Origin of the sequence: Pseudomonas maumuensis, from assembly GCF_019139675.1 — a bacterium.
Classification (GTDB): domain Bacteria; phylum Pseudomonadota; class Gammaproteobacteria; order Pseudomonadales; family Pseudomonadaceae; genus Aquipseudomonas; species Aquipseudomonas maumuensis.
In genome coordinates, this window is record NZ_CP077077.1 from 2,429,167 (window position 1) to 2,454,310 (window position 25,144).

General features: G+C 66.7%; 20 protein-coding genes. 11 read left to right on the forward strand and 9 right to left on the reverse strand.

All coding sequences use genetic code 11. From position 1 onward, the window contains the following. Positions 1–64: 64 nt before the first annotated feature. The 3 genes from KSS90_RS11095 to KSS90_RS11105 form a co-directional block, all read right to left on the reverse strand. Complete coding sequence (locus KSS90_RS11095; protein WP_217869408.1) at positions 65–1,768, reverse strand: amidase; 1,704 nt, start codon at positions 1,766–1,768, stop codon at positions 65–67. A 196-nt stretch (positions 1,769–1,964) separates the two neighbouring features. Beyond that, positions 1,965–2,804: a glutathione-dependent disulfide-bond oxidoreductase gene (gene yghU / locus KSS90_RS11100; RefSeq protein WP_217869409.1), complete on the reverse strand. Its 840-nt coding sequence runs from the start codon at positions 2,802–2,804 to the stop codon at positions 1,965–1,967. Between the two features lie 135 nt (positions 2,805–2,939). Further along, on the reverse strand, positions 2,940–3,905 hold the full coding sequence (locus KSS90_RS11105; protein WP_217869410.1) for a DMT family transporter: 966 nt from the start codon (positions 3,903–3,905) through the stop codon (positions 2,940–2,942). Positions 3,906–4,009: 104 nt separating this feature from the next. Between KSS90_RS11105 and KSS90_RS11110 the strand changes: the two genes are divergently transcribed. Together KSS90_RS11110 and KSS90_RS11115 are read left to right on the forward strand one after the other, a co-directional pair. Further along, on the forward strand, positions 4,010–4,894 hold the full coding sequence (locus KSS90_RS11110; RefSeq protein WP_217869411.1) for a LysR substrate-binding domain-containing protein: 885 nt from the start codon (positions 4,010–4,012) through the stop codon (positions 4,892–4,894). Between the two features lie 144 nt (positions 4,895–5,038). After that, entirely contained in the window at positions 5,039–6,193 is a 1,155-nt protein-coding gene (locus KSS90_RS11115; RefSeq protein WP_217869412.1) for a GGDEF domain-containing protein, read from the forward strand. 1 nt (position 6,194) lies between these two features. Here the strand turns inward: KSS90_RS11115 and KSS90_RS11120 are convergent, their stop codons facing one another. Beyond that, positions 6,195–6,518 carry a DUF2790 domain-containing protein gene (locus KSS90_RS11120; RefSeq protein WP_217869413.1) on the reverse strand — a complete coding sequence of 108 codons (324 nt, stop codon included), beginning with the start codon at positions 6,516–6,518 and terminating at the stop codon, positions 6,195–6,197. Positions 6,519–6,794: 276 nt separating this feature from the next. Here KSS90_RS11120 and KSS90_RS11125 point away from each other — a divergent pair, with 276 nt between their 5' ends. Further along, on the forward strand, positions 6,795–8,138 hold the full coding sequence (locus KSS90_RS11125) for an OprD family porin (RefSeq protein ID WP_217869414.1): 1,344 nt from the start codon (positions 6,795–6,797) through the stop codon (positions 8,136–8,138). A gap of 175 nt (positions 8,139–8,313) precedes the next feature. Here the strand turns inward: KSS90_RS11125 and KSS90_RS11130 are convergent, their stop codons facing one another. Further along, entirely contained in the window at positions 8,314–9,687 is a 1,374-nt protein-coding gene (locus KSS90_RS11130; protein WP_217869415.1) for an MFS transporter, read from the reverse strand. Between the two features lie 394 nt (positions 9,688–10,081). On the opposite strand from KSS90_RS11130, the gene quiC reads away from it, so the two are divergent. Both quiC and KSS90_RS11140 read left to right on the forward strand, forming a co-directional pair. Further along, a complete protein-coding gene (gene quiC, locus KSS90_RS11135) occupies positions 10,082–11,989 on the forward strand; it encodes a 3-dehydroshikimate dehydratase QuiC (RefSeq protein ID WP_217869416.1) in 1,908 nt (635 codons plus the stop codon). Between the two features lie 126 nt (positions 11,990–12,115). Next, the gene (locus KSS90_RS11140) at positions 12,116–12,778 is read left to right on the forward strand and encodes a TetR/AcrR family transcriptional regulator (RefSeq protein ID WP_038705885.1); all 663 of its coding nucleotides are present in this window, start codon (positions 12,116–12,118) and stop codon (positions 12,776–12,778) included. 41 nt (positions 12,779–12,819) lie between these two features. Here KSS90_RS11140 and KSS90_RS11145 read toward each other — a convergent pair whose 3' ends face one another. The 3 genes from KSS90_RS11145 to KSS90_RS11155 are packed head-to-tail and all read right to left on the reverse strand — an operon-like array spanning position 12,820 to position 14,408. Then, entirely contained in the window at positions 12,820–13,665 is an 846-nt protein-coding gene (locus tag KSS90_RS11145; RefSeq protein ID WP_217869417.1) for a shikimate dehydrogenase, read from the reverse strand. Further along, positions 13,662–14,111, reverse strand: a complete 450-nt coding sequence (gene aroQ / locus KSS90_RS11150) for a type II 3-dehydroquinate dehydratase (protein ID WP_217869418.1) — start codon at positions 14,109–14,111, stop codon at positions 13,662–13,664. Before aroQ ends, KSS90_RS11145 begins: the two co-directional genes overlap by 4 nt. Before the next feature lie 60 nt (positions 14,112–14,171). Then, positions 14,172–14,408 (reverse strand): hypothetical protein, encoded by a 237-nt coding sequence (locus KSS90_RS11155; RefSeq protein ID WP_217869419.1) that lies wholly within the window; start codon positions 14,406–14,408, stop codon positions 14,172–14,174. Here KSS90_RS11155 and mqo point away from each other — a divergent pair, their 5' ends adjacent. After that, positions 14,409–15,983, forward strand: coding sequence for a malate dehydrogenase (quinone) (gene mqo, locus KSS90_RS11160; protein ID WP_217869420.1), 1,575 nt, complete (start codon positions 14,409–14,411; stop codon positions 15,981–15,983). It abuts the gene before it with no gap. Between the two features lie 73 nt (positions 15,984–16,056). On the opposite strand, the gene KSS90_RS11165 is transcribed toward mqo, so the two are convergent. Further along, a complete protein-coding gene (locus KSS90_RS11165; protein ID WP_217869421.1) occupies positions 16,057–17,373 on the reverse strand; it encodes a hypothetical protein in 1,317 nt (438 codons plus the stop codon). 218 nt (positions 17,374–17,591) lie between these two features. Here KSS90_RS11165 and KSS90_RS11170 point away from each other — a divergent pair, with 218 nt between their 5' ends. The 5 genes from KSS90_RS11170 (at position 17,592) to KSS90_RS11190 (ending at position 25,086) form a co-directional block, all read left to right on the forward strand. Further along, positions 17,592–18,806: a sugar transporter gene (locus KSS90_RS11170; RefSeq protein WP_217869422.1), complete on the forward strand. Its 1,215-nt coding sequence runs from the start codon at positions 17,592–17,594 to the stop codon at positions 18,804–18,806. 192 nt (positions 18,807–18,998) lie between these two features. Continuing rightward, positions 18,999–19,484: a DUF2165 family protein gene (locus KSS90_RS11175; protein WP_217869423.1), complete on the forward strand. Its 486-nt coding sequence runs from the start codon at positions 18,999–19,001 to the stop codon at positions 19,482–19,484. Between the two features lie 14 nt (positions 19,485–19,498). After that, entirely contained in the window at positions 19,499–20,593 is a 1,095-nt protein-coding gene (locus tag KSS90_RS11180) for an efflux RND transporter periplasmic adaptor subunit (RefSeq protein ID WP_217869424.1), read from the forward strand. A gap of 18 nt (positions 20,594–20,611) precedes the next feature. Beyond that, positions 20,612–23,695 carry a MexW/MexI family multidrug efflux RND transporter permease subunit gene (locus KSS90_RS11185; protein WP_217869425.1) on the forward strand — a complete coding sequence of 1,028 codons (3,084 nt, stop codon included), beginning with the start codon at positions 20,612–20,614 and terminating at the stop codon, positions 23,693–23,695. Then, on the forward strand, positions 23,692–25,086 hold the full coding sequence (locus KSS90_RS11190; RefSeq protein ID WP_217869426.1) for an efflux transporter outer membrane subunit: 1,395 nt from the start codon (positions 23,692–23,694) through the stop codon (positions 25,084–25,086). The genes KSS90_RS11185 and KSS90_RS11190 overlap by 4 nt, the downstream gene beginning before the upstream one ends. Positions 25,087–25,144: the final 58 nt, after the last annotated feature.

A 25,144-nucleotide genomic window follows, 5' to 3' on the forward strand; every position in this document is an offset into this window, starting at 1 on the left:
GCAATCGCGGGGCCATCTCGCTCCTACCCAGGGCAGGAGCGGGAGGGCCCCGCGATCAGGTGCGTCAGCCCAGTTTCGGCGTACGCGGCGGGACGATGCGGCGCGAGCCGGTAGACTCGAAGGCAGCGGCGAATTTCAACAGATTGTTGTCGCTGTACGCCTTGCCCGCGAAGGTCAGGCCCACTGGCATGCCGATGTCGGCCATCACGCCCATCGGCACGGTCACGGTCGGCACGCCCAGGTGACGGATCGCCAGGTTGCCGTTGGCCACCCAGATGCCGTTGCTCCAGGCGATATCCGCCGATTCGGGGTTCACATCGGCGTCCGCCGGGCCGACATCGGCCACGGTGGGGAACAGCACCGCGTCCAGGCCCTGGGCGTCCATCCACTCTTCCAGGTCGAGCTTGCGGGTGGCTTCCAGGCCGCGCAGGCCGTCGGGCACGGTGGCGATCTGGTCCCAGGTCTTCAGGCCGCGCTTGGCCATGTTGACGTACTCGTCCATGCCGGCGGCGAGGTCGTCTTCACGGTTGGGCAGGGTGCCGGGGTCGTGGGGGAAGATCTGCGGGCCATCGACATCGGCCAGGCGGTTGAGCTTGGGATCGTCGTTGGCGCGCAGGAAGTCGTCGAAGGCCCAGCCGGACAGTTCCCACAGTTCGTCGTGGAGGAACTCCTTGCTGACGATGCCGCGGGTGAACACGGTCGGCGCGCCGGGGCGGTCGCCCTCGCAGTTGGAGACCAGCGGGAAGTCGGTCTCGACCACTTCGGCGCCGGCCGCTTCCAGGGCCTGGCGGGCTTGCTGCCACAGCTCGATCACGCTGGCGCGGGTATTGATGCGCTGGCCGGTCGGGCCGCCGATGCCGGGTTTCTCGGCAGTGCCGGCTTCGGCGTCGGCATTGATGTACATGCGTGGCACGGCGAAGCGCTTGCCCTTGAGCGACTCGGCACTCACGGCCAGGTCAAGGTACGAGGCGGGGCGCACGCTCGAGGCGGTCGGGATCGGCACCCAGGGTTGCAAGCGCCACAGGTCGCCGCGCTTGTCGGCATCGTCGGCCACCACCACGTCGAGGATCTCCAGCAGGTCGGCCATGGTCCGCGCATAAGGCACGACCACGTCCATGGTCGGCGTCAGCGGCCAGTTGCCGCGCACCGAGATCACCCCACGCGACGGGGTGTAGGCGCACAGGCCGTTGTTCGAGGCCGGGCCGCGGCCACTGGACCAGGTTTCCTCGGCCAGGCCGAAGGCACTGAAGCTGGCGGCGGTGGCGGTGCCGGCACCGTTGGAGGAGCCGGAGGCGAAGGGGGCGGTGAGGTAGGCGGCGTTGTACGGGCTTTCGGCGCGGCCATAGACGCCACGCTGCATGCCGCCATTGGCCATCGGCGGCATGTTGGTCTTGCCCAGGCAGATGGCGCCGCCGGCGCGCAGGCGCTCGACGGTGAAGGCGTCGCGCTGGGCGACCAGATCCTTGAACGCCGGGCTGCCGGAGGCGGCAGTCAGGCCCTTGACCAGGTAGCTGTCCTTGGCTGTGTAGGGGATGCCATCCAGCGGGCCGAGGGTTTCGCCACGGGCGCGGCGGGCATCGGAGGCTTCGGCCTCTTGCAGGGCCTCGGGGTTGCGCACCACCACGGCATTGAGCCGCGTGGCAGTGTCGGCGCCGTCGTAGGCGTCGATGCGGGCCAGGTACGCCTTGACCAGCTCGACGGCCGTCGTGCGGCCGGACTCGAGCGCGTCGCGCAGCTCGGCAATGGAAACCTCGGTTACCTCGATCATGCTGTCACCACAGTTGTGCAGGTGGAAAATCATGGCGGCGAGTGTAGCAAGAAGGTCTTGGTGGGCGCAGGCATGCAGCGGGGAAATGGTTGGTTGCAGCCAGGCAATCGAGCGGCGGGCCGGTGTGCGCTGTTGCCTATGCCCCTCGGGGCATAGGCAGCGCGGATAGGGTACACGTGACGCTTGGTGGACTGGATCACGCCAGGTCGCTGGCCGCGTGGCGCTCCGCCACTTGACTGGCTTCTTCGCCCCAGGTGCGGTTGACCCGGGTGCCGCGCTGTACCGCCGGGCGCTGGGCGATGGCCTCTGCCCAGCGCTGCACATTGGTGTACTCGTGTACCGCCAGGAACTCGGCCGCGCCATACAGGTTGCCGCGCACCAGCTGGCCATACCAGGGCCATACGGCGATGTCGGCGATGCTGTACGTATCGCCGCCCAGGTAGGCGCTTTCGGCCAGGCGCCGGTCGAGCACGTCGAGCTGGCGCTTGGCTTCCATGGTGAAGCGGTTGATCGCGTATTCGAACTTTTCCGGCGCGTAGACATAGAAGTGGCCGAAACCACCGCCCAGGTAAGGTGCAGAGCCCATCTGCCAGAACAGCCAGTTGAGGGTCTCGGTGCGCGAGGCCAGGTCCTGGGGCAGGAAGGCGCTGAATTTTTCCGCCAGGTACAGCAGGATCGCGCCGGACTCGAATGCCCGCACCGGCGGTTCGACGCTGCGGTCGAGCAGGGCGGGGATTTTCGAGTTGGGGTTGACCTGCACGAAGCCGCTGCCGAACTGGTCGCCTTCGCCGATACGGATCAGCCACGCGTCGTACTCGGCGCCGCCGTGACCGAGGGCCAGCAACTCCTCGAGGAGAATGGTGACCTTGACCCCGTTGGGCGTGGCCAGGGAGTAGAGCTGCAGCGGATGCTTGCCGGTGGGCAGCGGCTTGTCGTGGGTCGGGCCGGCCACCGGGCGGTTGATGCTGGCGAACTGGCCGCCGGAGGGGGCCTCGAAGGTCCAGACCTTGGGCGGGACATAAGGGGGCTTGCTCATGGGAATCTCCTGGAGGGCGCGATGTGGCCGGGTAAGGACGTGGACAGCCTTTCTATGCCATGGGTTCGCCGTGCAGGGCAAATGCAATGCGTGCCCGCAGCGGATGCATGGCGCCTTGCAGGCGCACCGCTGTCGTTACAGGGGCCGCGCCGAGGCCGGGGTCGGCGCGGTTGGCGCTTCTGGCTTTTTCGCCGGTTTCAGCCGCGACACACCGAAAAGCACCAGGACCAACCCGGCTACCTGGTACACGCTGATCGCCTCGCTGAGGATCAGCCATGAGGCCAGCATCGTCAGCACCGGCCCCAGGTTACCCACCGCCGCCGTGTGCGTGGGCCCGAGGCGCTGGATCGCCAGCGCCACCCAGTAGATCGGCAGCACCGTGGAGAACAGCGCCATCAATGCCGCGTTGAGCCACACCGTGCCGGGCAACTGCAGCAGCGGCGCGACATCGGCCACCAGCAGGTAGTGGGCCAGCACCATCAGCGAGGAGGCGGTGCCGCACAATCCGGCCAGGCGCATCGAATTCATGCGCTTGAGCATCATGCCGGTGCCCGAGTAGTACAGGGCATAGGTGACCGCGCTGGCGAACACCCACAGCGAGCCGACCAATACCGCATTGCCGCCGCCCGCCGCGCCGATGTCGTGGACGAAGGCGATGCCCAGCCCCAGATAGCACAGGCCCATGGCCGCCAGGGTGCGCAGGGTCGGGCGTTCGCGCTGGACGATGGCCTGGATCACCAGCACCAGGGTCGGGTAGGTGAACAGGATCAGCCGCTCGAGCCCGGCACTGATGTATTGCAGGCCGTAGAAGTCGAACAGGCTGGCCAGGTAGTAGCCGAACAGGCCGAGCAAGGCCACGCGCAGGCCGTCGCCGGCGCTCAACGGCGCGCCGCCCTGGCCACGGCTGGCCCACACCAGCCAGGCGAACAATGGCAGCGACAGGGCCATGCGCAGCGCCAGCAGGCTGATGGCGTCCACCGGGCCTGCGGCATAGGCGAGCTTGACGAAGATGGCCTTGAAGCTGAAACCCAGGGCCGCAAGTACGGCATACAGGCTGCCGTTGGCAAGGGCGCGCTGGAGCGGGGCGGGCAGGTGGGTCATGACAGGTCCGTGATGGAAAGGAAGTGCGGTTTATTCTGCGCAGAACACAACCGCGCTAGAATCGCTTTTTCTCGAATATGGCGTTCTGATTTGGAGAAGTCTTGATGCACTTCGATCTGGCCGACCTGCGGCTGCTCGCCGGCATTGCCGCCACCGGCAGCCTGAGCAAGGCCGCGGCCACCTTCCCGGTGGCGGTATCGGCCGCCAGCACCCGCCTGCGCCTGTTCGAGGCGCGCAGCGGGTTGACCCTGTTCCTGCGCAAGGCCGACGGCATGCAACTGACCCCGGCCGGGCGCCTGGTGCTGGAGTCGGCGCGGGGCGTGCTGGGCGAGGCGCAGAAACTGCAGGACACGCTGCGCGAACTTGCCGGCCAGCGGCGCATCACCCTGCACCTGGCGGCGTCCACCGTGACCAACAGCACTCTGCTGCCGGCCGTGCTCGGGCCGTTCCTGGCCGACTACCCGGAGGTCGACCTGCAACTGGTCGAGCACAAGAGCATCGATGTGCTGCGGGTGGTGCTGGCCGGGGAGTGCGAGATCGGCGTGTACGACGGCAACCTGGTCAACGAGGGCGTGGTATCGCTGCCGTTTCGCACCGAGCGCCTGGTGCTGCTGGTGCCGCTCGATCACCCGTTGGCCGGACGCGGCCAGTTGCGCCTGGCGGACGCGCTGGGCTTTCCCTTCGTCTGCCTGCCCGCCGAGCGTGCCATGCAGCGCTTCGTCGAGGAGCTGGCGATGAACCTGGCCATGCCGTTGAAAGTGCGGGTGCGCGCGCCCAGCTTCGAAGCGATCGCCCAACTGGTGGCCCAGCACGCGGGCATCGCTATGTTGCCGGAGACGGCGGCCGTGCGCGCCGAACAGGAACTGGCGGTGCGCCGGGTGGCGCTGGAGGAGCGTTGGGCGACCCTGGAGTTGCGTATCTGCTTCCGCAGTTGGGAAGCGCTCAGCTCGCATGGGCGACAGTTGGTGAGCTTCCTCTCCGGGCAATGACAGGTGACTGTCGTCTGGTAGGCGAATGAATGGGTTATCCGTCCGAATGCCATCATTTGGATATCATTTATGCCTGTGCATTGGCCCTTGAACGCATACAATCACCGTTCTGAACGGTAACCCAGATACAGGCCACTTCCACCCATGGCGTTCGACGCTTCCACCATGCTGACCCTCACCATCGCCCTGGCCGCGGCCGCCGCGCTTTATCTGGCCGTGGAGTGGCGCAGCGTGCGCGAGTCCTCGCTGCTGTGCTGGAGCGCCAGCTTCGCCACCATCAGCGTCGGTTCCTCGCTCGCCTTGCTGCGTGGCAGCGGTTACCTGTTCATCGGCATCTGGTTCGCCAACGGCATGCTGGTGGCCGCCCACTGGCTGTTCCTGCTGGGGGTGTCACGCTTTACCGAAACCCGTCTGTCACGGCTCTGCTACCTGGCCCCGCTGGCCTGGCTGAGCCTGTTGCTGCTGCCGCAGTGGCCCACCTGGTCGAAGACCTTCCTGGTGGCCAACTCGTTGCTGGTCGCCGCGTTCACCCTGTACGCCAGCGCGTTGCTGCGCCCGCACGGCAAGTCGTTCAGCGTCGGCGCGGTGCAGTTGCGCTGCATCCTGCTGCTGCACGGGCTGTTCTACCTGGCCAAGACGCTGCCGGCGCTGCTGCCGGGGACGCTGATCGACCTGACGGCGTTTCGCGGGCAGATCATCCAGGTGTCGCTGGTGGAGGGGGCCATGGCGATCATGCTGATCGCCCTGTCGATGACCGGCACCGTGCGCTACCGCCGCGAGGAGCGGATCGAGCGCCTGGCTGCGCGCGACCCGCTGACCGCCCTGTACAACCGGCGGGCACTTGAAGTAAGGGCGACGACGCTGTTCACCGAGGTCTCGCCGGCGAACCCAGGAGCCTTGCTGCTGATCGACATCGATCACTTCAAGCTGGTCAACGACCTACATGGGCATGCCGCCGGCGACCGCCTGCTGGTGGCCTTGAGCGAGATGATCCGGGCCATGCTGCCGGAGCGGGCGATCGCCGCGCGGCTGGGCGGCGACGAGTTCGTCATCCTCCTGGCCGGGGCTTCGCGCGAAGCCATCCAGCGCCTGGCCGAAGCCTTGCGCCAGCAGTTCCAGGCCACCGCCGAACAGTCGTTCCGCACCCCCGAGGCGGTGACCCTGAGCATCGGCGCCAACCTGTTCGACCGCCCGCCGGCCAGTCTCGCGGCCTTGATCGAGCAAGGCGACGTGCTGCTGTACGCCTCCAAGCGCAGCGGGCGCAATAGCCTGCAACTGGTGGACGGGCTGCGCGGCTGAACTACTTGTTGTTGATGCACTGCGACTGCACCACGTAGCGTACGGTGCGCAAGGTGCCCTGGCTGTCCTCGAAGGTCATCAGCCGCGGCACCACCTCGCAGGTGCGCGGGTCGCCCGACTGGCGCACGAGGCGGGCGACGTCGAGCTTCATGCCGTAGCGGTAGTCGACGATCTCCGGCACGGGCTTTGCCCGCTTGGCCGCATAGGCCTCCACGGCCTGCTGGTGGTCCGCCAGCAGCTGTTCGCTGTCCAGCCTGGAAAAGCCGCTGGCCTGGGTCGAGAGGGAAAGCGCCAGCAGGGCGGCGGTCAGGGTCGGTCGTAGCATGGTCGTGCCTCCGAAAGGTTCGTTTCGCAGACCACGCTAGCGATGGCCGACCAACAGGGGCATGACGGCCGGGTTACAGATATGAAAGGTGGGCGCAACGCAGCTCTCCTGGCTGCGCATGACACGATTGTAATTCCCCCATCACCTTCCCGTTATCCGCCAGCGGCGAGCATCACGCTCGGCCGATGGGGCAGGGTGCGTGTGCAACTGGCCAAACCAGGGATGCCCAGCGCCGAGGCCTGACAACAAGAACAGCCGCAATCGAAGGAGCAGTGGATGAAGAGCAATCCGACACTTTCCCTGGCCGCCCTAATGGCGCTGGCAGGCTTCGGCCCGGCGGCCTGGGCCGCAGAAGAGCAGAAGGAAGGGTTCATCGAGGGCAGCCGCCTGAGCGTGCTCAACCGCAATTACTATTTCAATCGCGATCATCGCGATGGCCCGGCCCCCACTTACAACAGTGGCAAGGACAGCGGCAACGGCTACTCCGAGGCCTGGGCCCATGCCGTGATCACCCGCTTCGAGTCCGGTTTCACCCAAGGTACGCTGGGCGTCGGGGTGGACGCCTTCGCCATGCTCGGGCTCAAGCTCGACACCGGTGGCGGACGCAACGGCGGGCGCAGCTCGTTCGACCTGCTGCCGGTGGACCGCGATGGCCAGGCCCGCGACGAATACACCAAACTCGGTGGCGCGGCCAAGGTGCGCCTGTTCGATACGGTGTTGCGGGTGGGGGATGTGTTCCCAGCCAACCCAGTGGTCGCCGCCGGCGACTCGCGGCTGTTGCCGGAAAGCTTTCGCGGCGTGACCCTGGAGAACACCAGTGTGCAAGGCCTGACGCTGCAGGCCGGGCGCCTGCACGCCATGAGCCAGCCGGTGTCCAGCGACTTGCGCGACAACTTCGTGACGTTCTACGGCGGCCCGGTGGATTCGCCGTGGATCGCCTACGGCGGTGGCGACTACGCAATCAACGAAAACATCAGCGTCAGCCTTTTCGGCAGTCGCTTGAAGGATGTGTGGAACCAGTATTACGCCGGCACCAGCGTGACCTGGCCGTTGTCGGACGAGCTGGCGCTGATCGGCGGGTTCAATTTCTACAACGCCAGGGACGAAGGGCGTCAGCGCCTGGGCCAGTTCGACAACGACATCTGGAGCGCCAAGCTCGGCGTGCGCTACGGCGCCCATACCCTGGCCCTGACCTACCAGCGCAACAACGGTGACGACGACTTCGACTACCTGCGCCAGTCCGATTCGATCTTCCTCGACAACTCCATCCAGTACAGCGACTTCAACTCGCCGAAAGAGCGCTCATGGATGTTGCGCTACGACCTGAACATGGCCGCCTACGGTGTGCCCGGGCTGTCGTTCATGACCCGTTATGGCCGGGGCAGCGACGCTGACTACAGCCAAGCCAACGCCTACTACATGCGCCGCGACGGCAACGGCGATCCGCTCACCGACCAGAAGCGCTGGGAGCGCGACATCGAGGTCAAGTACGTGGTGCAGACCGGCGCGGCAAAGGACCTGGCGCTGCGCGTGCGCCAGGCCACCACCCGGGCCACGGCCTTCGAGTCGGACCTGGACGAGGTGCGGGTGATCGTCGAGTACCCGTTGTCGGTTCTCTGATCGGCACCTGTTCGACGGATGTGTTGCGGCCCCTTGAGATAGAGCGCCGCTCGCGTGGTATCATCGCCGGCAAGCCGGCTCCCACAGGGTATGCGCAATTCCTGTGGGAGCCGGCTTGCCGGCGATGAGGCCCGTACGGGAAACCTAACACCATGTTCGGAACGGCTGTTGACGGTCAGTGGCCGAATGCTTTCAGGCTGCCCTTGCGGCTCGCTTCATAGGCTTCACGCGGCATGGGTTGTGCCTGCGGGTTGCCCAGGTCTTCCATTGCCAGCCGGTGGGTTTCCGGTGCCAGGTAGGCGGCCAGTGCGCACACGCAGGTGATGAGGAACGCCAGCCCGCCGACCACCAGCGGGATATTGTCCGAGCCCGGCGGCGCGACCGCGGCGAACAACGCCGGCAGCATGGCGGTGATCATGGTGCCGAGGTTCTGCGCGATGGCCATGGCCGAGACCCGGTAGCGGGTGTGGAACAGCTCCGGATAGAAGCTCGGGAACACCGCGTTGTAGCCCTGGTAGACCATGCCCCACATGACGATCGAGGCGGCGAAGGCCAGTGGCACGTTCTGGATGCTGATCGCATACAGATAGACGAACGCCAGCAGGCCCGAGCCCAGGCAACCGGCGATCATGGTCGGGCGCCGGCCGATCCTGTCGCTGAGGTTGCCGACGAAGGGGATCACCAGCACCGCGACGATGTTGCCCACCACCGGGATCCACAGGTACACGCTCTTGTCGAAGCCGATACCGTATGCCGGCTGCACTGCGTAGGCGGCGCCGAAGATGGTGGCGACTACCGGGATCACGTTCATCAGCGCCATGAACATCACCAGCACCATGTGCTTCCAGCTGTGGCGGAAGGCCTCGCTGATCGGCGACTTGGCCACCTTGTCCTGTTGCTCTTCCTGGACGAAGGCCGGGGTCTCGTGGACTTCCTTGCGGATGATGAAGCCAGCCACCAGCACCAGCGCGCTCATCAGGAACGGAATGCGCCAGCCCCAGTCGTTGAAGGCCTCGCTGGGCATGAAGTAGGCCAGCGGCAGGAACACCGCGGCGGCCATCACCTGGCCGGCCTGCACCCCTTGCAGGGTGTAGCTGGCGTAGTAGCCACGGCGGCCGAACGGCGCGTGTTCCATGATCATCGAGCTGGCGCCGGAGATCTCGCCGGCCACGGCGAAGCCCTGGACCAGGCGCAGCAGCACCAGCAGCGCCGGGGCCAGCAGGCCGACATCGTGGTAGGTCGGCAGCAGGCCGACGGCCATGGTCGACAGGCCCATCAGGAACATGCACAGCAGCAGCACGTTCTTGCGCCCGCGGGTATCGCCCCAGTGGCCAAGCACGAAGGCGCCGACCGGGCGCGCCAGGTAACCCACGCCGTAGGTGGCCAGCGAGGCGATGATGGCCATCTTCGGGTCGGCGGACGGGAAGAAGATCTGCGGGAAGATCAGCGCCGCGGCCTGGGCGTAGATGAAGAAGTCGTAGTACTCGAGGGCAGAGCCGATCCATCCGCTGGCGGTGGCTTTCTTGGCTTGGGAGCTTGAGCGGGCCATGTTGTCTCCGTTGTTCTTGTCAGGGGCCGGATTGGTCAGCGCTTGAGGCGCGGGCAGGGGCTGTGTGGAGAAGACGAACGAGGCGGCGCGGATCGCAGGGCGAGCAAGGTGTGCATAGTTCGGTACCCGTTTTCTTGAACTTATTATGTGGTGACGTTGGGTAGTGCAGCGCAGGTTCCGCCGAACGACCGGCGTGGCGGCGAGAAGGGGCCGGCGGGCCTGCGACTGGTGTTCATGGTTGTTCACGGGGGTGGGTGAAGCAATTCGCTGGAACGGGTTTTGTTCGGTAATCGAACAAAAACTAACTGTTCCGTACAAAGTTCGTTGCCGGGGCGACTTTACCTGCGAATAATCGATCGTGCCAGGCCTCACTCAATAACAAGGAACACCCGCCATGCACCGTTCGATCGCCACCGTTTCCTTGAGCGGCACCCTGCCGGAAAAGCTCGAAGCCATCGCCGCCGCCGGTTTCGACGGCGTCGAGATCTTCGAGAACGACCTGCTGTACTACGCCGGCAGCCCCCGCGAAGTGCGCCAGTTGTGCGCCGACCTGGGGTTGGCCATCACCCTGTTCCAGCCGTTCCGCGATTTCGAGGGCTGCCGCCGCGACCGCCTGCACAAGAATCTCGACCGCGCCGAGCGCAAGTTCGACCTGATGCAGGAACTGGGCACCGACCTGGTGCTGGTGTGCAGCAATGTCCAGCCCGACGCCCTGGGCGACGAACAACTGCTGGTGGACGACCTGCGCCTGCTCGCCGAGCATGCCGGCGCGCGGGGCCTGCGCATCGGCTACGAGGCCCTGGCCTGGGGCCGCCACATCAATACCTGGCAACAGGTGTGGAACCTGGTGCGCCAGGCCGACCACCCGGCGCTGGGGGTGATCCTCGACAGCTTCCATACGCTGTCGCTCAAGGGCGACCCCAGCGGCATCCGCGATATCCCCGGCGAGAAGATCTTCTTCGTGCAGATGGCCGACGCGCCGATCCTGGCCATGGACGTGCTGGAATGGAGCCGGCACTTCCGCTGCTTCCCCGGGCAGGGGGAAATGGACCTGGCGGGCTTCCTCGCGCCGATCCTGGCCAGCGGCTATCGCGGCCCGCTGTCGCTGGAGGTCTTCAATGACGGTTTCCGCGCAGCGCCACCCCGGCAGAACGCCGCCGATGGCCTGCGCTCGCTGCTGTACCTGGAGGAAAAGACCCGCCGTCAGCTCGAGCGCGAGGCGCGGGCGGTCGAGCCGGGCGTGCTGTTCGCGCCGCCGGCCGCCAGCCGCTACGACGGCGTGGAGTTTCTCGAGTTCGCCGTCGACGAGGCGGTCGGCGCACGCCTGGGCGCATGGCTCAAGCGCCTGGGCTTCGCCGAGGCCGGCGCGCACCGCAGCAAGGCCGTGCGTCTGCTGCGCCAGGGCGATATCAACATCGTCCTCAATGGCGAACCTTATTCGTTCGCCCACAACTTCTTCGAAGCCCATGGCCCGTCGTTGTGCGCCACGGCGTTGCGGGTCAACGCCGGCCAGGACGCGCTGCAGCGCGCCATGGCCTACCGTGGCCAGCCGTTCCGTGGCCTGGTCGGTCCCAACGAGCGCGAGATCCCGGCGGTGCGCGCACCGGACGGCAGCCTGTTGTACCTGGTGCAGCCCGACGGCAACGGCCAGACCCTCTACGACACCGATTTCCGCCTGGACCCGACAGCCCGCGCGAGTGGTGGCCTCAAGCGTATCGACCACATGGCCCTGGCGTTGCCGGCCGAGGCCCTGGACAGTTGGGTGCTGTTCTACAAGAGCCTGTTCGACTTCACCGCCGACGACGAGGTGGTGTTGCCCGACCCCTATGGCCTGGTCAAGAGCCGTGCCCTGCGCAGCCATTGCGGCACCCTGCGGCTGCCACTGAACATCTCGGAGAACCGCAACACCGCCATCGCCCACGCCCTGGACAGCTATCGCGGCTCCGGCGTGCATCACGTCGCCTTCGACTGCGACGACATCTTCTGCGAGGTGGCCCGGGCCAAGGAGGCCGGCGTGCCGTTGCTGGAGATCCCGCTGAACTACTACGACGACCTGGCGGCGCGCTTCGACTTCGACGACGAGTTCCTCAGCGAGCTGGCGTACTACAACGTGCTGTACGACCGCGATGCCCAGGGCGGCGAGCTGTTCCACGTGTACACCGAGCCGTTCGAAGGGCGCTTCTTCTTCGAAATCCTGCAGCGCAAGGGCGGCTATGCCGGCTATGGCGCGGCCAACGTGGCGGTGCGCCTGGCAGCGATGGCCAAGGCACGCAGCGGGGCAGGGCGCAAGGTGGTGTTGTGAGCCAGGCCCTTGGCCGGCGACGGGGCGCCTAGGCCAAACCTGACCAGCCGACCAACACCGCGCTTCCCAGCATCGCCCAGCTCACGGATAATCGCCCGGATTACTACAACGAGCCTGTGAGTCGGTATGAGTGATTCGGTCGTCAAGCCTGAAGTCGAAGGCCTGCGCAAGACGCGCAAGAACAATCCGGAAAAGACCCGCGAGAACATTCTCCAGGCCGCCATCACCGAGTTCGTCCAGCAGGGCCTGGCGGGTGCCCGGGTCGATGCCATCGCCGAGCGCACCGCCACCTCCAAGCGCATGATCTACTACTACTTCGGCAGCAAGGAGCAGTTGTACGTCGAGTGCCTGGTCAAGCTCTACGGCGACATCCGCAAGACCGAGCACAGCCTGGACCTCGACTCGCTGGCGCCCGAGCAGGCGATCCAGCGCCTGGTGGAGTTCACCTTCGACCATCACGCCAACAACGTCGATTTCGTGCGTATCGTCTGCACCGAGAACATCCACTACGGCGAGTACGTCAAGCAGTCGCCGGTGATCCGCGAGATGAGCAGCATGGTGCTCGACGCACTGGGCAAGATCCTCGCCCGTGGCGTTGCCCAGGGCGTGTTCCGCCCCGGCATCGAAGTGATCGACCTGCATATGCTGATGAGCTCGTTCTGCTTCTACCGGGTGTCCAACCGCCATACCTTTGGCGACATCTTCCAGATCGACCTGTCCGACGAGCAGATCAAGCAACGCCACAAGCAGGTGATCTGCGAGGCGGTGATGCGTTACATCAAGGCTTGAACGCAAGCGCGGGGCATGCCCCGCGATGAGCTGGCTGGCGACTAGAAACTGGCAAAGTGCGCCTGCATTCGCGTGGCATCCGCCGGGCGTCCACTGAACAGCTCGAACGCCTTGACCGCCTGGAACACCGCCATGGTGCCGCCATCGAGGGTGCGGCAGCCCAGGGCCCGGGCCTGGCGCAACAATTCGGTCTCCAGCGGGAAATAGATGATCTCCGCCACCCATAGCCGGGCGTGCAGCAACGCCGGCGGCAAGGGGGTGCCCGGCAGCTTGGCCATGCCCACCGGCGTGGTGTTGACCAGGCCATCGGCGCCGGCCAGGGTCTCGCCTAGATCGCTGCCGAGCATGGCGCGGCCATTGCCGAAGCGCTGCGTGAGATTGTCCACCAGCGCCTGGGCACGGGCCGGGTCCACCTCGAACACGTGCAGTTGCTCGACGCCTTCGGCCAATAGTGCGTGAGCCACCGCTGCACCCGCGCCACCTGCGCCCAGCTGCACCACCCGGCGTCTGGCCGCGCCGGGCAGGCCCCGGCGCAAGCCTTCGGCGAAGCCCAGGCAGTCGGTGTTGTGGCCGACCCGCTTGCCATCGCGTAGCACCACGGTATTAACCGCGCCGATGCCGCGGGCCTCGTCCGACAGTTCGTCGAGCAACGGCAGGATCGCCTGCTTGAACGGGTACGTGATGTTGAGCCCGCTGAAACCGGTGCGCTGGGCCGCGTCGAGCAACGCGGGCAGGGCGCTGTCGTCCAGGCCCAGCTGGTCGGCGTCGATCAGCCGGTACAGGTAGCGCAGCGCCTGGGCGTCGCCCTCGTGTTCGTGCAGCGCCGGCGTGCGCGAAGCCTGGATGCCGCGACCGATGAGGCCGGCAAGGATACCTTGGGCGCTCATGCCGCGTGCTCGCGCAGCTGTTCGCTGAAATAGCCCAGGGCCATGCGGTAGCCCTGGCTGCCAAGGCCGCAGATCACCCCCACGGCGATGCTGGAGACGAACGACAGGTGGCGGAACGGCTCGCGCTTATGCACGTTGGACAGATGCACCTCGATCACCGGCAGCTCGCAGGCCACCAGGGCATCGCGGATGGCCACCGAGGTGTGGGTCCAGGCGGCGGGGTTGATCACGATGCCGTGGCTGCGGCCACGGGCGGCGTGAATCCAGTCGAGCAGCTCGCCTTCGTGGTTGGTCTGGCGGAATTCCAGCTCCAGGCCCAGCTCGCGGGCGCTGCTGGCGCACAGACTGGCCAGGTCGGCGAGGGTTTCATGGCCGTACTGGGCGGGTTCGCGAGTGCCCAGCAGGTTGAGGTTGGGGCCGTTGAGCACGAGGATTCGGGGTGTCATGGCGGGTTTCGCTTTGTTGTTTTTGAATAGCTCGATATTTGTACTATCTGGTTAGTTTGGTCAAATGCTGGAGGGTTGAAAACGGGCGATTATCGGACCGTCGATGTTGGTTATTTTGCGCATTTTTGCAGTGCCTATGAGACCGAGCGCCGCGTGGGCGGCGCTCGATCTCAAATGCACTGCAGCTCTCTCGTCGATCCCGACAAAGGCAATAAAAAACCCAGCAATCATGCCCGAGCAAAACACTCGGCTAAGCTTGTCCCCCAGGCGCACGGAATGACCAATACGGGAGAGCACATGAACATCCAAAAAACGCCCAGATGGGCATTGGCGGCCCTCACCCTGGCCCTGGGGCTGCATGCCCAGGCCGCCGACAGCAAGCGCGTCGATGTGCTGCTGGTGGGCGGCGGCATCATGAGTTCCACCCTGGCGGTGTGGCTCAACGAGCTGGAGCCGGGCTGGTCGATGCAGATGGTCGAGCGCCTGGACAAGGTGGCCGAGGAAAGCTCCAACGGCTGGAACAACGCCGGTACCGGCCACTCGGCGCTGGCCGAGCTCAACTACACGCCGGAGAAGGACGGCAAGATCGACATCAGCAAGGCGGTGGAGATCAACGAGTCGTTCCAGATCACCCGTCAGTTCCTCGCCTGGCAGGTCAAGCAGGGCGTGCTGAAGAACCCGCGTTCGTTCATCAACACCACCCCGCACATGAGTTTCGTCTGGGGCGACGACAATATCCGCTTCCTCAAGAAGCGCTACGAGGCGTTGCAGGCCAGCCCGCTGTTCAAGCCGATGCAGTATTCCGAGGACCACGCGCAGATCGCCAAGTGGGTGCCGCTGATGATGCAAGGGCGCGACCCCAACCAGAAGCTCGCCGTCACCTGGACGCCGATCGGCACCGATGTCAATTTCGGCGAGATCACCCGCCAGTATGTGGGCTACCTGCAGACTCGGCCGAACTTCGACCTCAAACTGTCCAGCGAGGTGCAGGACATCACCCGCAACGACGACGGCAGCTGGCACGTCGAGTACAAGAACCTCAAGGATGGCGGCACCGCGACCACCGACGCCAAGTTCCTGTTCATCGGCGCCGGCGGCGCCGCGCTGCACCTGCTGCAGAAGTCGGGCATCGACGAGGCCAAGGACTACGCCGGCTTCCCGGTGGGTGGCTCGTTCCTGGTCACCGACAACCCGGCCATCGCCCAGCGCCACATGGCCAAGGCCTACGGCATCGCCGCCACCGGCGCGCCGCCCATGTCGGTGCCGCACCTGGACACCCGGGTGCTCGACGGCAAGCGCATGATCCTGTTCGGGCCGTTCGCCACCTTCTCCACCAAATTCCTCAAGGAAGGTTCGCTGCTCGACCTGTTCGCCAGCATGTCGCTGCACAACACCTGGCCGATGGTGCGGGTCGGGGTGCGCGAGTTCGACCTGGTGCAATACCTGATCGGCCAGTTGATGCAGTCCGACGACGACCGCTTCGCCGCCTTGCAGACCTACTTCCCCGAGGCGAAGAAGGAAGACTGGCGCCTGTGGCAGGCCGGGCAACGGGTGCAGATCATCAAGAAGGACGACAATCTGGGCGGGGTGCTGAAGCTGGGCACCGAGGTGGTCACCGCCAAGGACGGCAGCATCGCCGGGTTGCTCGGCGCCTCGCCGGGCGCCTCGACCGCGCCGCCGATCATGCTCGATCTGCTGAACAAGGTGTTCAAGGACAAGGTGGCCACGCCTGAGTGGCAGGCGAAGATCAAGCAGATCATCCCGTCCTACGGCATCCGCCTGAACGAGCACCCGGACAAGGTTCAGGAGGAGTGGGCCTATACCAGCGAGCTGCTGCAACTGGCACCGCCCAGCGAGGTTGGCGCGCCCTGAAACAATGCCCGCTGGCAAAGGGGCCTAGGTAGGTAACGCAAGACAGCGTTACACCTCGGCCCGAAGGGTGGATCTACCAGGCCAGCGGTCGGTCGAAGCCTTTCCAGCATAGCCAGCGCCGCACCTCGCCATGCGCTCCCGTACCGATCTGCCACTGTGGGCGGCCCTGGTCCAGGGCGATCTGCGAAATGAACCCGGCGTGGCTGGCTACCACCAGGGTGCGGCCGTCGGCGCTGATGTCCATGGCGCTGATGGTCGAGCCGAGGTAGTGCTGCCACCGCTCGCTGCCGTCCTCGGCGAAGGCGCGCAGGTAGCCATGGGCGTCGCCGACGATGTACTCGCCGTCACGCGCCACTCCGGCGTAGATCCTTGCACCGTCCTGCAGCACCGGCGTGCGCGGGTCCTCGCTGTAGAAACCGGTATCCAGCCCAGGCAGGTCGGCCACCCGCACGCCGACGGTGCCGCCCTGGTAGAAGTGGCAGGCATTAAGGATCAGCTGGTCGCCGCGGCGGTTGAACATCGCGAAGTGCGGGTACTCACTGGCCGGGCCAACCTCTGCGACGGGCCTGAACTGCTCGTCGAGCACCAAGTGTCGGCCACATTGCTCACCCAGGGCGACCAGCCGGCCGTCCGGTGACAGCGCAGCGTGTGCCATGGTCAGGCCCAGGGCGATGTCGTCCGGGTCGGTGCCTTGGCGCAGCTCGTCGAGAATATCGTCCGCGCGGGGCAGCAGGCGTGTGGCGCCGGCGGCGGCGAGGACGAAGATGCCGTCGCTGCTGACCAGCAGGACCCGCTGGCCATCGGGGAAGGGCAGCAGCGCGGTGGGGGACGGCGGCAGGTCGAAGGGGTCGAACGGGTAGCCTGCCGGCAACCCTTCCAGACCATGGGGCCAGGTCAGTCGGGCCACCTGCGGGCCACCCCAGCCATCGGTCACGCGCACGCCCTCGGCGTTGGCCAGGGCGTAATAGCGCCGCTGTGGGCAGCGGCCAAAGTGTTCGACACCGATCACCGGGGTGACGCCCTGACCATCGAGGCGCAGCACCTGGCCGCGCTCGAACGGCATGCCGATGCGTACCAGCAAACTGCCGTCGTCGAGCAGCAGCAGGTTGCCGATGCCCTGGGCCTGCTCGTCGAGCAATGGCAGCAGCGGCAGGTGCGCCGGGGGCCAGGCCTCGCGGAACAGCTGGCGTTGCTGTTCGTCGATGCCCGGGCGGTTGATGGCCAGCAGTGCTGCCTGCCAGGCGTCGAGCAAGTGCTCGGTGGCCGGTGCCTGTGGTTCTTCCAGATTGTCCCAGCCTTGCGCGCGGCCCTGCGCGACATAGCGGTTGATGGCCTCGGCATAGGCGATGACCGCCTCGCGCCACTGCTGCTGGGGGTGCTGCTTGTCCATGGGCGGATCGAACTCCTTGTTCCGCAGGGTGGGTGATGTGCGACAAAAGGGTGCACGCAAGCGCGCATGGTACTCCGTCCGCACCCGCGGTTGTGAGGCCCGGCCTTGATGCGTACCATGCCGGACATCCTTTCAATAAAAAACGTGCGTCACCGGCCTGGAACCTGGGCGGGCGATGCGCGTCCTGTTGCCTTGTCCGCGGAGAAGAACGTCTTCACATGAATGGTCCCGTCCCCACCTCAATGCCTCCCACCGCCGGCAACGGCAGTTGGCTGAGCGTCATCGCCCTGGCGCTGGCGGCGTTCATCTTCAATACCACCGAGTTCGTCCCGGTGGCGCTGCTCAGCGACATCGGCCACAGCTTCGAGATGACCACCGCGCAGGTCGGCCTGATGTTGACCATCTACGCCTGGGTGGTGGCGCTGGCCTCGCTGCCGATGATGCTGGTGACCCGCAACATCGAGCGCCGTCGCCTGCTGCTGTTGGTGTTCCTGGTGTTCATCGTCAGCCATCTGGCGTCGTGGCTGTCGCAGAGCTTCGCCATGCTGCTGGTCAGCCGCATCGGCATCGCCCTGGCCCATGCCGTGTTCTGGGCCATCACCGCGTCGCTGGCGGTGCGCGTGGCGCCGCCTGGCCAGCAGGCCAAGGCGCTGGGGCTGCTGGCCACCGGCACCACCCTGGCGATGGTCATGGGCATCCCGCTGGGGCGCGTGGTGGGTGAGGCGCTGGGCTGGCGCATCACCTTCCTGTGTATCGCCGGGGTGGCGCTGGCGACCATGCTCTGCCTGATGAAGTCGCTGCCGCTGCTGCCGAGCCAGAACTCCGGTTCGCTGCGCAGCCTGCCGGTGCTGTTCAAGCGTCCGGCGCTGGTGATCACCTACATGCTGGTGACCCTGGTGATCACCGCGCAGTTCACCGCCTACAGCTACATCGAACCCTTCGCCCTGCACGTGGCGCGGATCAGTGGCGAACACACCACGTTGCTGCTGTTGCTGTACGGCGGTGCCGGGGTGTTCGGCTCGGTGCTGTTCAGCCGCTACAGCGAGCGCTTCCCCCATGGCTTCCTGGTGGGCGCCATCGGCGCGCTTGCCGCGTGCCTGCTGTTGCTGTTGCCGCTGTCGGGCAATTTCCAGGTGTTCGCCGCCCTGAGCATGGTCTGGGGCGTGGCGATCCTGAGCTTCAGCCTGGCCTTGCAGTCCAAGACCCTCAAGCTCGCCTCGGATGCCACCGACGTGGCCATGGCGCTGTTCTCTGGCATCTACAACATCGGTATCGGCGGCGGTGCGTTGCTGGGCAGCATTGTCAGCAGCCAGGTGGGCGTGGCGCATATCGGCCTGGTGGGGGGCGGCGTGGCGGTTGTCGGCCTGGTGCTTGCGCTGGCCAGTACCCAGCGCTTTCGCGAAGCCCTGACACGTGTCCCGGGTCAGGCGTGAGCTTGTCTAGCGCGGCGCTGTCACATTACCTGCCCCGGGTAACGCCGGGGCACTGACCCGCATCAACGCTCCCTCGATCATGCGCCCCTGTAATAGGGGCGCTTGTGTATCGGCAAGGCTGCCTCTAATATCCAAGCGTTTTCTTGTGTAATTGCCTGGCGTCCCGCCCAGGCCATCAATACGGACGTTGATATGGATTTGCACACCTCCCTGTGGCTGTTCCAGGCCATCCAGGCCGTGGGCCTGGCGTTGTGGCTGAGCATCGCGGTATTGAACAACCTGCAGGCTTTCGCCAGCTCCGTCGGCGCCATTGGCGCCACCTTGGCCATGGCGCCACTGCGCCAGCCGCCGGCCATCGAATTCCCCTTGCTGCGCAGGGCCTGTCATTCGGCGGCGCTGGCCCGCGCCGCGCTGCTGGTGATCCTGCTGCTGCAGATCGTCGCCAGCTTGGCGGCCTGGGTCGGCACCTATGGGCTGATCGTCGTGCAGGACCCGCTCATGGCACGGACCTGGTTGAACCTGGCGCTTGGCGCCTTCCTCGCCTTCACCTTTGCCATGCTGCTTGGGGGCCTGTGGTTCGGCTACTGGATCCGCCAGGAGGGCCTGCAGCTCACCCACCTGGTGCTGGTGCTGTGGGCGACCCTGGCGTTCTTCCTGTTCAACCTGGATTGGGCCTGAGGCGAGGACGCGCGATGAATAGCAAGACGATAGTTGGCAGTGCGCTGGTGCTGGCCCTGGTCACCGCCGGTGGCCTGGCCTGGCGCCACGCCGGGCAGGCCCAGGCCACGGCAGCCGCGCCGCGGCATCTGGTCAAGGTAGCCCTGGCCACGGTACAGAAAGCACCGCAGAAACGCGCCTTCGCCGGCGTCGGCGAGCTGGAGGCGGTGCATCAGGTGCTGGTGTCGGCCGAGATCGGCGGGCGGGTCACGGCGATCAACTTCAGCTCCGGCCAGCAGGTGCGCAAGGGCGATGTGCTGGTCACCCTCAACGATGCCCCGGAACAGGCCGAGCGCCTGCGTCTGAAGGCCCAGCTGGACAATGCGCGGACCAACCACCGGCGGGTCAAGGACCTGCTGCGCGAGAACGCCGCCACCCAGGAACAGCTGGACAACGCCCTGGCGGCCCGCGACATGGCCCAGGGCGAACTGGCCCGCACCGAAGCGGTGATCGCCCAGAAGGCGGTGCGGGCGCCGTTCGACGGGCGCCTGGGTATCCGCCGGGTGAACCAGGGCCAGTACCTCAATGTCGGCGACCCGGTGGTCAGCCTGATCGACACCCGCAGCCTGTACGTCAACTTCTCCCTTGAGGAACAGCTCAGCGCCCAGCTGCGCACCGGCCAGGCGGTCGAGGTGCGGTTGGATGCCTTCCCCGATACGGCCTTCACCGCGCATATCACTGCCATCGACCCCTTGATCGGCCGTTCGCGCACGGTGCAGGTGCAGGCCACCCTGGCCAAGCCCGATGCGCGCCTGTCGGCCGGCATGTACGCCAGCGTACAGGTAGCCAGCCCCGATGACGGCCAGGTGCTGACCGTGCCGGAAACCGCCGTGGCCTACACCGCCTACGGCGATACGGTGTTCGTCGCCCGCCACGATGCCGCCGTCGATGCCCTGGTGGTGCAGCGCGTGGCGGTGCGTACCGGTGAACGCCAGGCCGGTCGGGTAGTGATCGAGCAGGGCCTGCGCGAGGACGACCAGGTAGTGGTGTCCGGGCAGTTGCGCCTGAGCGACGGCGCCGCCGTGCAAGCCACCGAAGACACCCTGCAGGCCCCGGCCAGCGGCGCCTGACCCCAGCGAGAAAACGCCATGACATTCACCGACCTGTTCGTGCGCCGGCCTGTGCTGGCGCTGGTGGTCAGCACCTTGATCCTGCTGCTGGGGCTGTTGTCGCTGCTGCAGTTGCCGATCCGCCAGTACCCCTTGCTGGAAAGCTCGACCATCACCGTGACCACCGAATACCCCGGCGCTCCCGCCGAGCTGATGCAGGGCTTCGTCACCCAGCCGATCGCCCAGGCGGTGTCGTCGGTGGAGGGCATCGACTACCTGTCGTCCTCGTCGGTGCAGGGCCGTAGCCTGGTGACCGTGCGCATGGAACTGAACCGCGACTCGACCCAGGCCCTCACCGAGGTGATGGCCAAGGTCAACCAGGTGCGCTTCCGCCTGCCGGAGCGGGCCTACGATCCGGTTATCGAGCGCTCGGCGGGCGAGTCCACGGCAGTCGCCTACATCGGCTTCGCCAGCGCGAGCCTGCCGATCCCGGCCATGACCGATTACCTCACCCGGGTGGTCGAGCCGTTGCTCAGCACCATCGAGGGCGTGGCCAAGGTCCAGGTGTTCGGCGGCCAGACCCTGTCCATGCGCCTGTGGATCGACCCGGCGCGCCTGGCCGCCCGGGGCCTGACCGCGGCCGATGTGGCCGAGGCGGTGCGCCGTAACAACTACCAGGCGGCGCCGGGCAAGGTGAAGGGCCAGTACGTGATCGCCAACATCCGCGTCGACACCGACCTGACCTCGGTCGGCGATTTCCGCGAGCTGGTGATCCGCAACGACGGCAACGGCCTGGTGCGCATCCGCGACATCGGTACTGTCGAGCTGGGCGCGGCCTCGGCTGAGACCAGCGCCAGCATGGACGGCGTGCCGGCGGTACACCTGGGGCTGTTCGCCACGCCGGGTGGCAACCCGTTGGTGATCGTCGACGGCATCCGCCAGTTGCTACCGCAGATTCGCCAGACCCTGCCGCCGGACGTCAAGGCGGAGCTGGCCTTCGAGACAGCGCGCTTCATCCAGGCCTCCATCGACGAGGTCACCAAGACCTTGCTCGAGGCCCTGGCAATCGTCGTGGTGGTGATCTACCTGTGCCTGGGCTCGTTGCGCACGGTGCTGATCCCGGTGGTGACCATTCCGCTGTCGATGCTCGGCGCCGCGGCGCTGATGCTGGCGTTCGGCTTCAGCGTCAACCTGCTCACTTTGCTGGCCATGGTGCTGGCGGTGGGGTTGGTGGTGGACGACGCCATCGTCGTGGTGGAGAACGTCCACCGCCATATCGAGGAGGGGCGCACGCCGGTGGCGGCGGCGTTGATCGGCGCCCGCGAGGTGGCCGGGCCGGTGATCGCCATGACCATCACCCTGGCGGCGGTGTACGCGCCGATCGGCATGATGGGCGGTTTGACCGGCGCGCTGTTCCGCGAGTTCGCCCTGACCCTGGCCGGAGCGGTGGTAGTTTCCGGCGTGGTGGCCCTGACCCTGTCGCCGGTGATGAGCTCGTTCCTTCTCGACGCCCGCCAGTCCGAGGGGCGCATGGCCCATGCGGCCAACCGTTTCTTCGACTGGCTGGCCGAACGCTACGCCCATGTGCTGGGCTTCTCGTTGAAACACCGCTGGATCAGCGTCGGTTTCGCCTTGCTGGTGCTGGTCAGCCTGCCGCTACTGTACGCCTTGCCGCAGCGCGAGCTGGCGCCGACCGAGGATCAGGCCGGGCTGCTCACTGCGATCAAGGCGCCACAGCACGCCAACCTGGCCTATGTGGAACGCTTCGCCGACAAGCTCGACGCGGTCTACCGGACCCTGCCGGAAACCGTCAGCACCTGGATCATCAACGGTAGCGACGGCATCGCCTCGGGTATCGGCGGCATCAACCTGCAACCGTGGGGCGAGCGCGAACGCAATGCCTCGCAGATCCAGCTCGACCTGCAGGCGGCGGTGAACGATGTCGAGGGCACCAGCATCTTCGCCTTCCAGCTGCCGGCGCTGCCGGGCTCCACCGGCGGCCTGCCGGTGCAGATGGTGTTGCGCAGCTCGCAGGACTACCGGGTGCTGTTCGACACGATGGAGCAGGTCAAGGCCAAGGCGCGGCAGAGCGGTCTGTTCGCCGTGGTCGACAGCGACCTGGACTACAACAACCCGGTGGTGCAGGTGCGCGTCGACCGGGCCAAGGCCAACAGCATGGGTATCCGCATGCAGGACATCGGCGAGTCGCTGGCGGTGCTGGTGGGCGAGAACTACCTCAACCGTTTCGGCCTGGATGGCCGCTCCTACGATGTGATCGCGCAGAGCCCGCGTGACCAGCGCCTGACCCCGCAGGCCCTGACCCGACAGTACGTGCGCAGCGAGGAGGGCAGGCTGGTGCCGCTGTCCACGGTGGTGCAGGTCAGCGAGCAGGTCGAGCCCAACCGCCTGACCCAGTTCAACCAGCAGAACGCCGCGACCTTCCAGGGTATTCCGGCGGCTGGCGTCACCTTGGGCGACACCGTGGCCTTCCTCGAGCAGGTCGCCGCCGAATTGCCAGCGGGCTTCAGCATCGACTGGCAGTCCGACGCGCGCCAGTACCAGCAGGAAGGCAATGCCCTGATGCTGGCCTTCCTCGCCGCTGTGGTGGTGATCTACCTGGTGCTGGCGGCGCAGTACGAGAGCCTGGTCGATCCGCTGATCATCCTGATCACCGTGCCGCTGTCGATCAGTGGCGCGCTGCTGCCGCTGGCGCTGGGGGTGGCCACGGTGAACATCTACACGCAGATCGGCCTGGTGACGCTGATCGGCCTGATCAGCAAGCACGGCATCCTCATGGTCGAGTTCGCCAATACCTTGCAGGCCGAGCAGCACCTGGACCGGCGCACGGCCATCGGCAAGGCGGCGCAGATCCGCCTGCGGCCGATCCTGATGACCACGGCGGCCATGGTGGTGGGCCTGATCCCACTGCTGTTCGCCTCCGGCGCCGGCGCCGCCAGCCGCTTCGGGCTCGGCGTGGTGATCGTCACCGGGATGCTGGTCGGCACCTTGTTCACCCTGTTCGTGCTGCCGACCATCTACAGCCTGATGGCCCGTGACCATGCCAGCACGGCGCGTTCGGCGCGGGCCCGCTCGTTGGCCGAAACCCTGGAGAGCCAGCCATGAAGCCGGTATTTGTCGTATCCCTGATGGCCCTGGCCTTGACTGCATGCAGCGTCGGCCCCGACTACCGCAAGCCCGAGGCACCTGCCAGTGGCCTGCACAGTCCGCAGCGCGCCGCCTTCGCCGCCCGTGGCGAGATGCCGGAGCAGTGGTGGCGGTTCTTCGACGATCCGCAACTGGTGCGCCTGGTCGACCAGGCCCTGGCCAACAACCACGATATCCGCCAGGCCCATGCCAACCTGCTGGCGGCGCGGGCGTTGTTCGACGACCGCAGCCTCGACCGCTACCCCTGGGTCACCGCCCGCGCCGGCTACAACCAGAGCCTGGAGCAGCAGCAACCGGCCGATGGCAGCGACCCGCGACGCATGCGCACCGAGCAGTACCGCGCCGGATTCGACGTGCAGTGGGAGATCGACCTGTTCGGCCGCCTGCAGCGCCTGACCGATGCCGCCGAGGCGCGTGCCGACGCGGCGGCGGCGGACCTGCGCCAGGTGCGCTTGAGCATCGCCGCCGAAGTGGCGCGCAACTACTACCTCAAGCTCGGCCTCAAGCGCAGCCTCGTCGTGGCCGAGGACCAGGTCGAGGCCTGGCGCGAGACCCTGCAACTGACCAGCGCCCAGGTGCGTGCCGGCAGTGGCCAGTACGAGGATCAGCAGAACGCCCATGCCAACCTGCTGCTCAGCGAGGCGGCGGTGCCGCCGCTGCAGGCGGCCATCGAGCAGGCCAGCTATCGCCTCGATGTGTTGACCGGGCAGGTGCCGGGCAGCCTGGAGCAGGGCGCCGCGCCGTTCCTGCCGCCGTTGGCGCGCCAGTTGCCGCTGGGCGACGTCGACGCGCTGATTGGCCAGCGACCTGATGTGGTCAGTGCCGAGCGGGAGCTGGCGGCCAGCACCGAGGATGTCGGCGCGGCCACCGCCGAGCTGTACCCGCGCCTGGACCTGGGCGGCTTCATTGGTTTCTTCGCCTTGCGCAGCGGTGACCTGGGCAGCGCGGCCCGCGCTTATGAGCTGGCGCCGATGGTCACCTGGCCGGCCCTGCGCCTGGGCAATGCCCGCGCCCGCCTGCGGGTGCGCGAGGCGCTGGCCGAGGGCAGCCAGGCGCGCTACCAGCAGGCGGTGCTGCTGGCCCGCGAGGAAGTGGAGAACGCCGTCACGCAACTGGTGCGCAACCAGGCGCGGCTGCAAAGCCTGGTGGCCTCCGCCGGGCATGGCAGCGAGGCCATCGACATCGCCAACAAGCGCTATCGGCGCGGGGCCGGCACCTACCTGGCGGTGCTCGAGAACCAGCGCGCGCTGTTCTCGATCAAGCGCGAGGTGGCGGAGGCGGAGACGGCCTCGTACCTGGATGCGATTGCGCTGTACAAGGCCTTGGGCTGGGGGAGTGAATCCCAGTAGCAGCAGACGATATCCTGTCGTGCAAACAAGCCTGGCAAACGTAGGAGCGGATTCATCC

What these genes read in the sequence shown, in the direction of transcription:
- quiC (WP_217869416.1), top strand. Translation starts at nt 10,082, where the DNA reads ATGCACCGTTCGATCGCCACCGTTTCCTTGAGCGGCACCCTGCCGGAA.
- KSS90_RS11170 (WP_217869422.1), top strand. Translation starts at nt 17,592, where the DNA reads ATGAATGGTCCCGTCCCCACCTCAATGCCTCCCACCGCCGGCAACGGC.
- KSS90_RS11175 (WP_217869423.1), top strand. Translation starts at nt 18,999, where the DNA reads ATGGATTTGCACACCTCCCTGTGGCTGTTCCAGGCCATCCAGGCCGTG.
- KSS90_RS11185 (WP_217869425.1), top strand. Translation starts at nt 20,612, where the DNA reads ATGACATTCACCGACCTGTTCGTGCGCCGGCCTGTGCTGGCGCTGGTG.
- yghU (WP_217869409.1), bottom strand. Translation starts at nt 2,804, where the DNA reads ATGAGCAAGCCCCCTTATGTCCCGCCCAAGGTCTGGACCTTCGAGGCC.
- KSS90_RS11130 (WP_217869415.1), bottom strand. Translation starts at nt 9,687, where the DNA reads ATGGCCCGCTCAAGCTCCCAAGCCAAGAAAGCCACCGCCAGCGGATGG.
- KSS90_RS11115 (WP_217869412.1), top strand. Translation starts at nt 5,039, where the DNA reads ATGGCGTTCGACGCTTCCACCATGCTGACCCTCACCATCGCCCTGGCC.
- KSS90_RS11110 (WP_217869411.1), top strand. Translation starts at nt 4,010, where the DNA reads ATGCACTTCGATCTGGCCGACCTGCGGCTGCTCGCCGGCATTGCCGCC.
- KSS90_RS11120 (WP_217869413.1), bottom strand. Translation starts at nt 6,518, where the DNA reads ATGCTACGACCGACCCTGACCGCCGCCCTGCTGGCGCTTTCCCTCTCG.
- aroQ (WP_217869418.1), bottom strand. Translation starts at nt 14,111, where the DNA reads ATGACACCCCGAATCCTCGTGCTCAACGGCCCCAACCTCAACCTGCTG.
- KSS90_RS11105 (WP_217869410.1), bottom strand. Translation starts at nt 3,905, where the DNA reads ATGACCCACCTGCCCGCCCCGCTCCAGCGCGCCCTTGCCAACGGCAGC.
- KSS90_RS11095 (WP_217869408.1), bottom strand. Translation starts at nt 1,768, where the DNA reads ATGATCGAGGTAACCGAGGTTTCCATTGCCGAGCTGCGCGACGCGCTC.
- KSS90_RS11180 (WP_217869424.1), top strand. Translation starts at nt 19,499, where the DNA reads ATGAATAGCAAGACGATAGTTGGCAGTGCGCTGGTGCTGGCCCTGGTC.
- KSS90_RS11140 (WP_038705885.1), top strand. Translation starts at nt 12,116, where the DNA reads ATGAGTGATTCGGTCGTCAAGCCTGAAGTCGAAGGCCTGCGCAAGACG.
- KSS90_RS11125 (WP_217869414.1), top strand. Translation starts at nt 6,795, where the DNA reads ATGAAGAGCAATCCGACACTTTCCCTGGCCGCCCTAATGGCGCTGGCA.
- mqo (WP_217869420.1), top strand. Translation starts at nt 14,409, where the DNA reads ATGAACATCCAAAAAACGCCCAGATGGGCATTGGCGGCCCTCACCCTG.
- KSS90_RS11145 (WP_217869417.1), bottom strand. Translation starts at nt 13,665, where the DNA reads ATGAGCGCCCAAGGTATCCTTGCCGGCCTCATCGGTCGCGGCATCCAG.
- KSS90_RS11165 (WP_217869421.1), bottom strand. Translation starts at nt 17,373, where the DNA reads ATGGACAAGCAGCACCCCCAGCAGCAGTGGCGCGAGGCGGTCATCGCC.
- KSS90_RS11190 (WP_217869426.1), top strand. Translation starts at nt 23,692, where the DNA reads ATGAAGCCGGTATTTGTCGTATCCCTGATGGCCCTGGCCTTGACTGCA.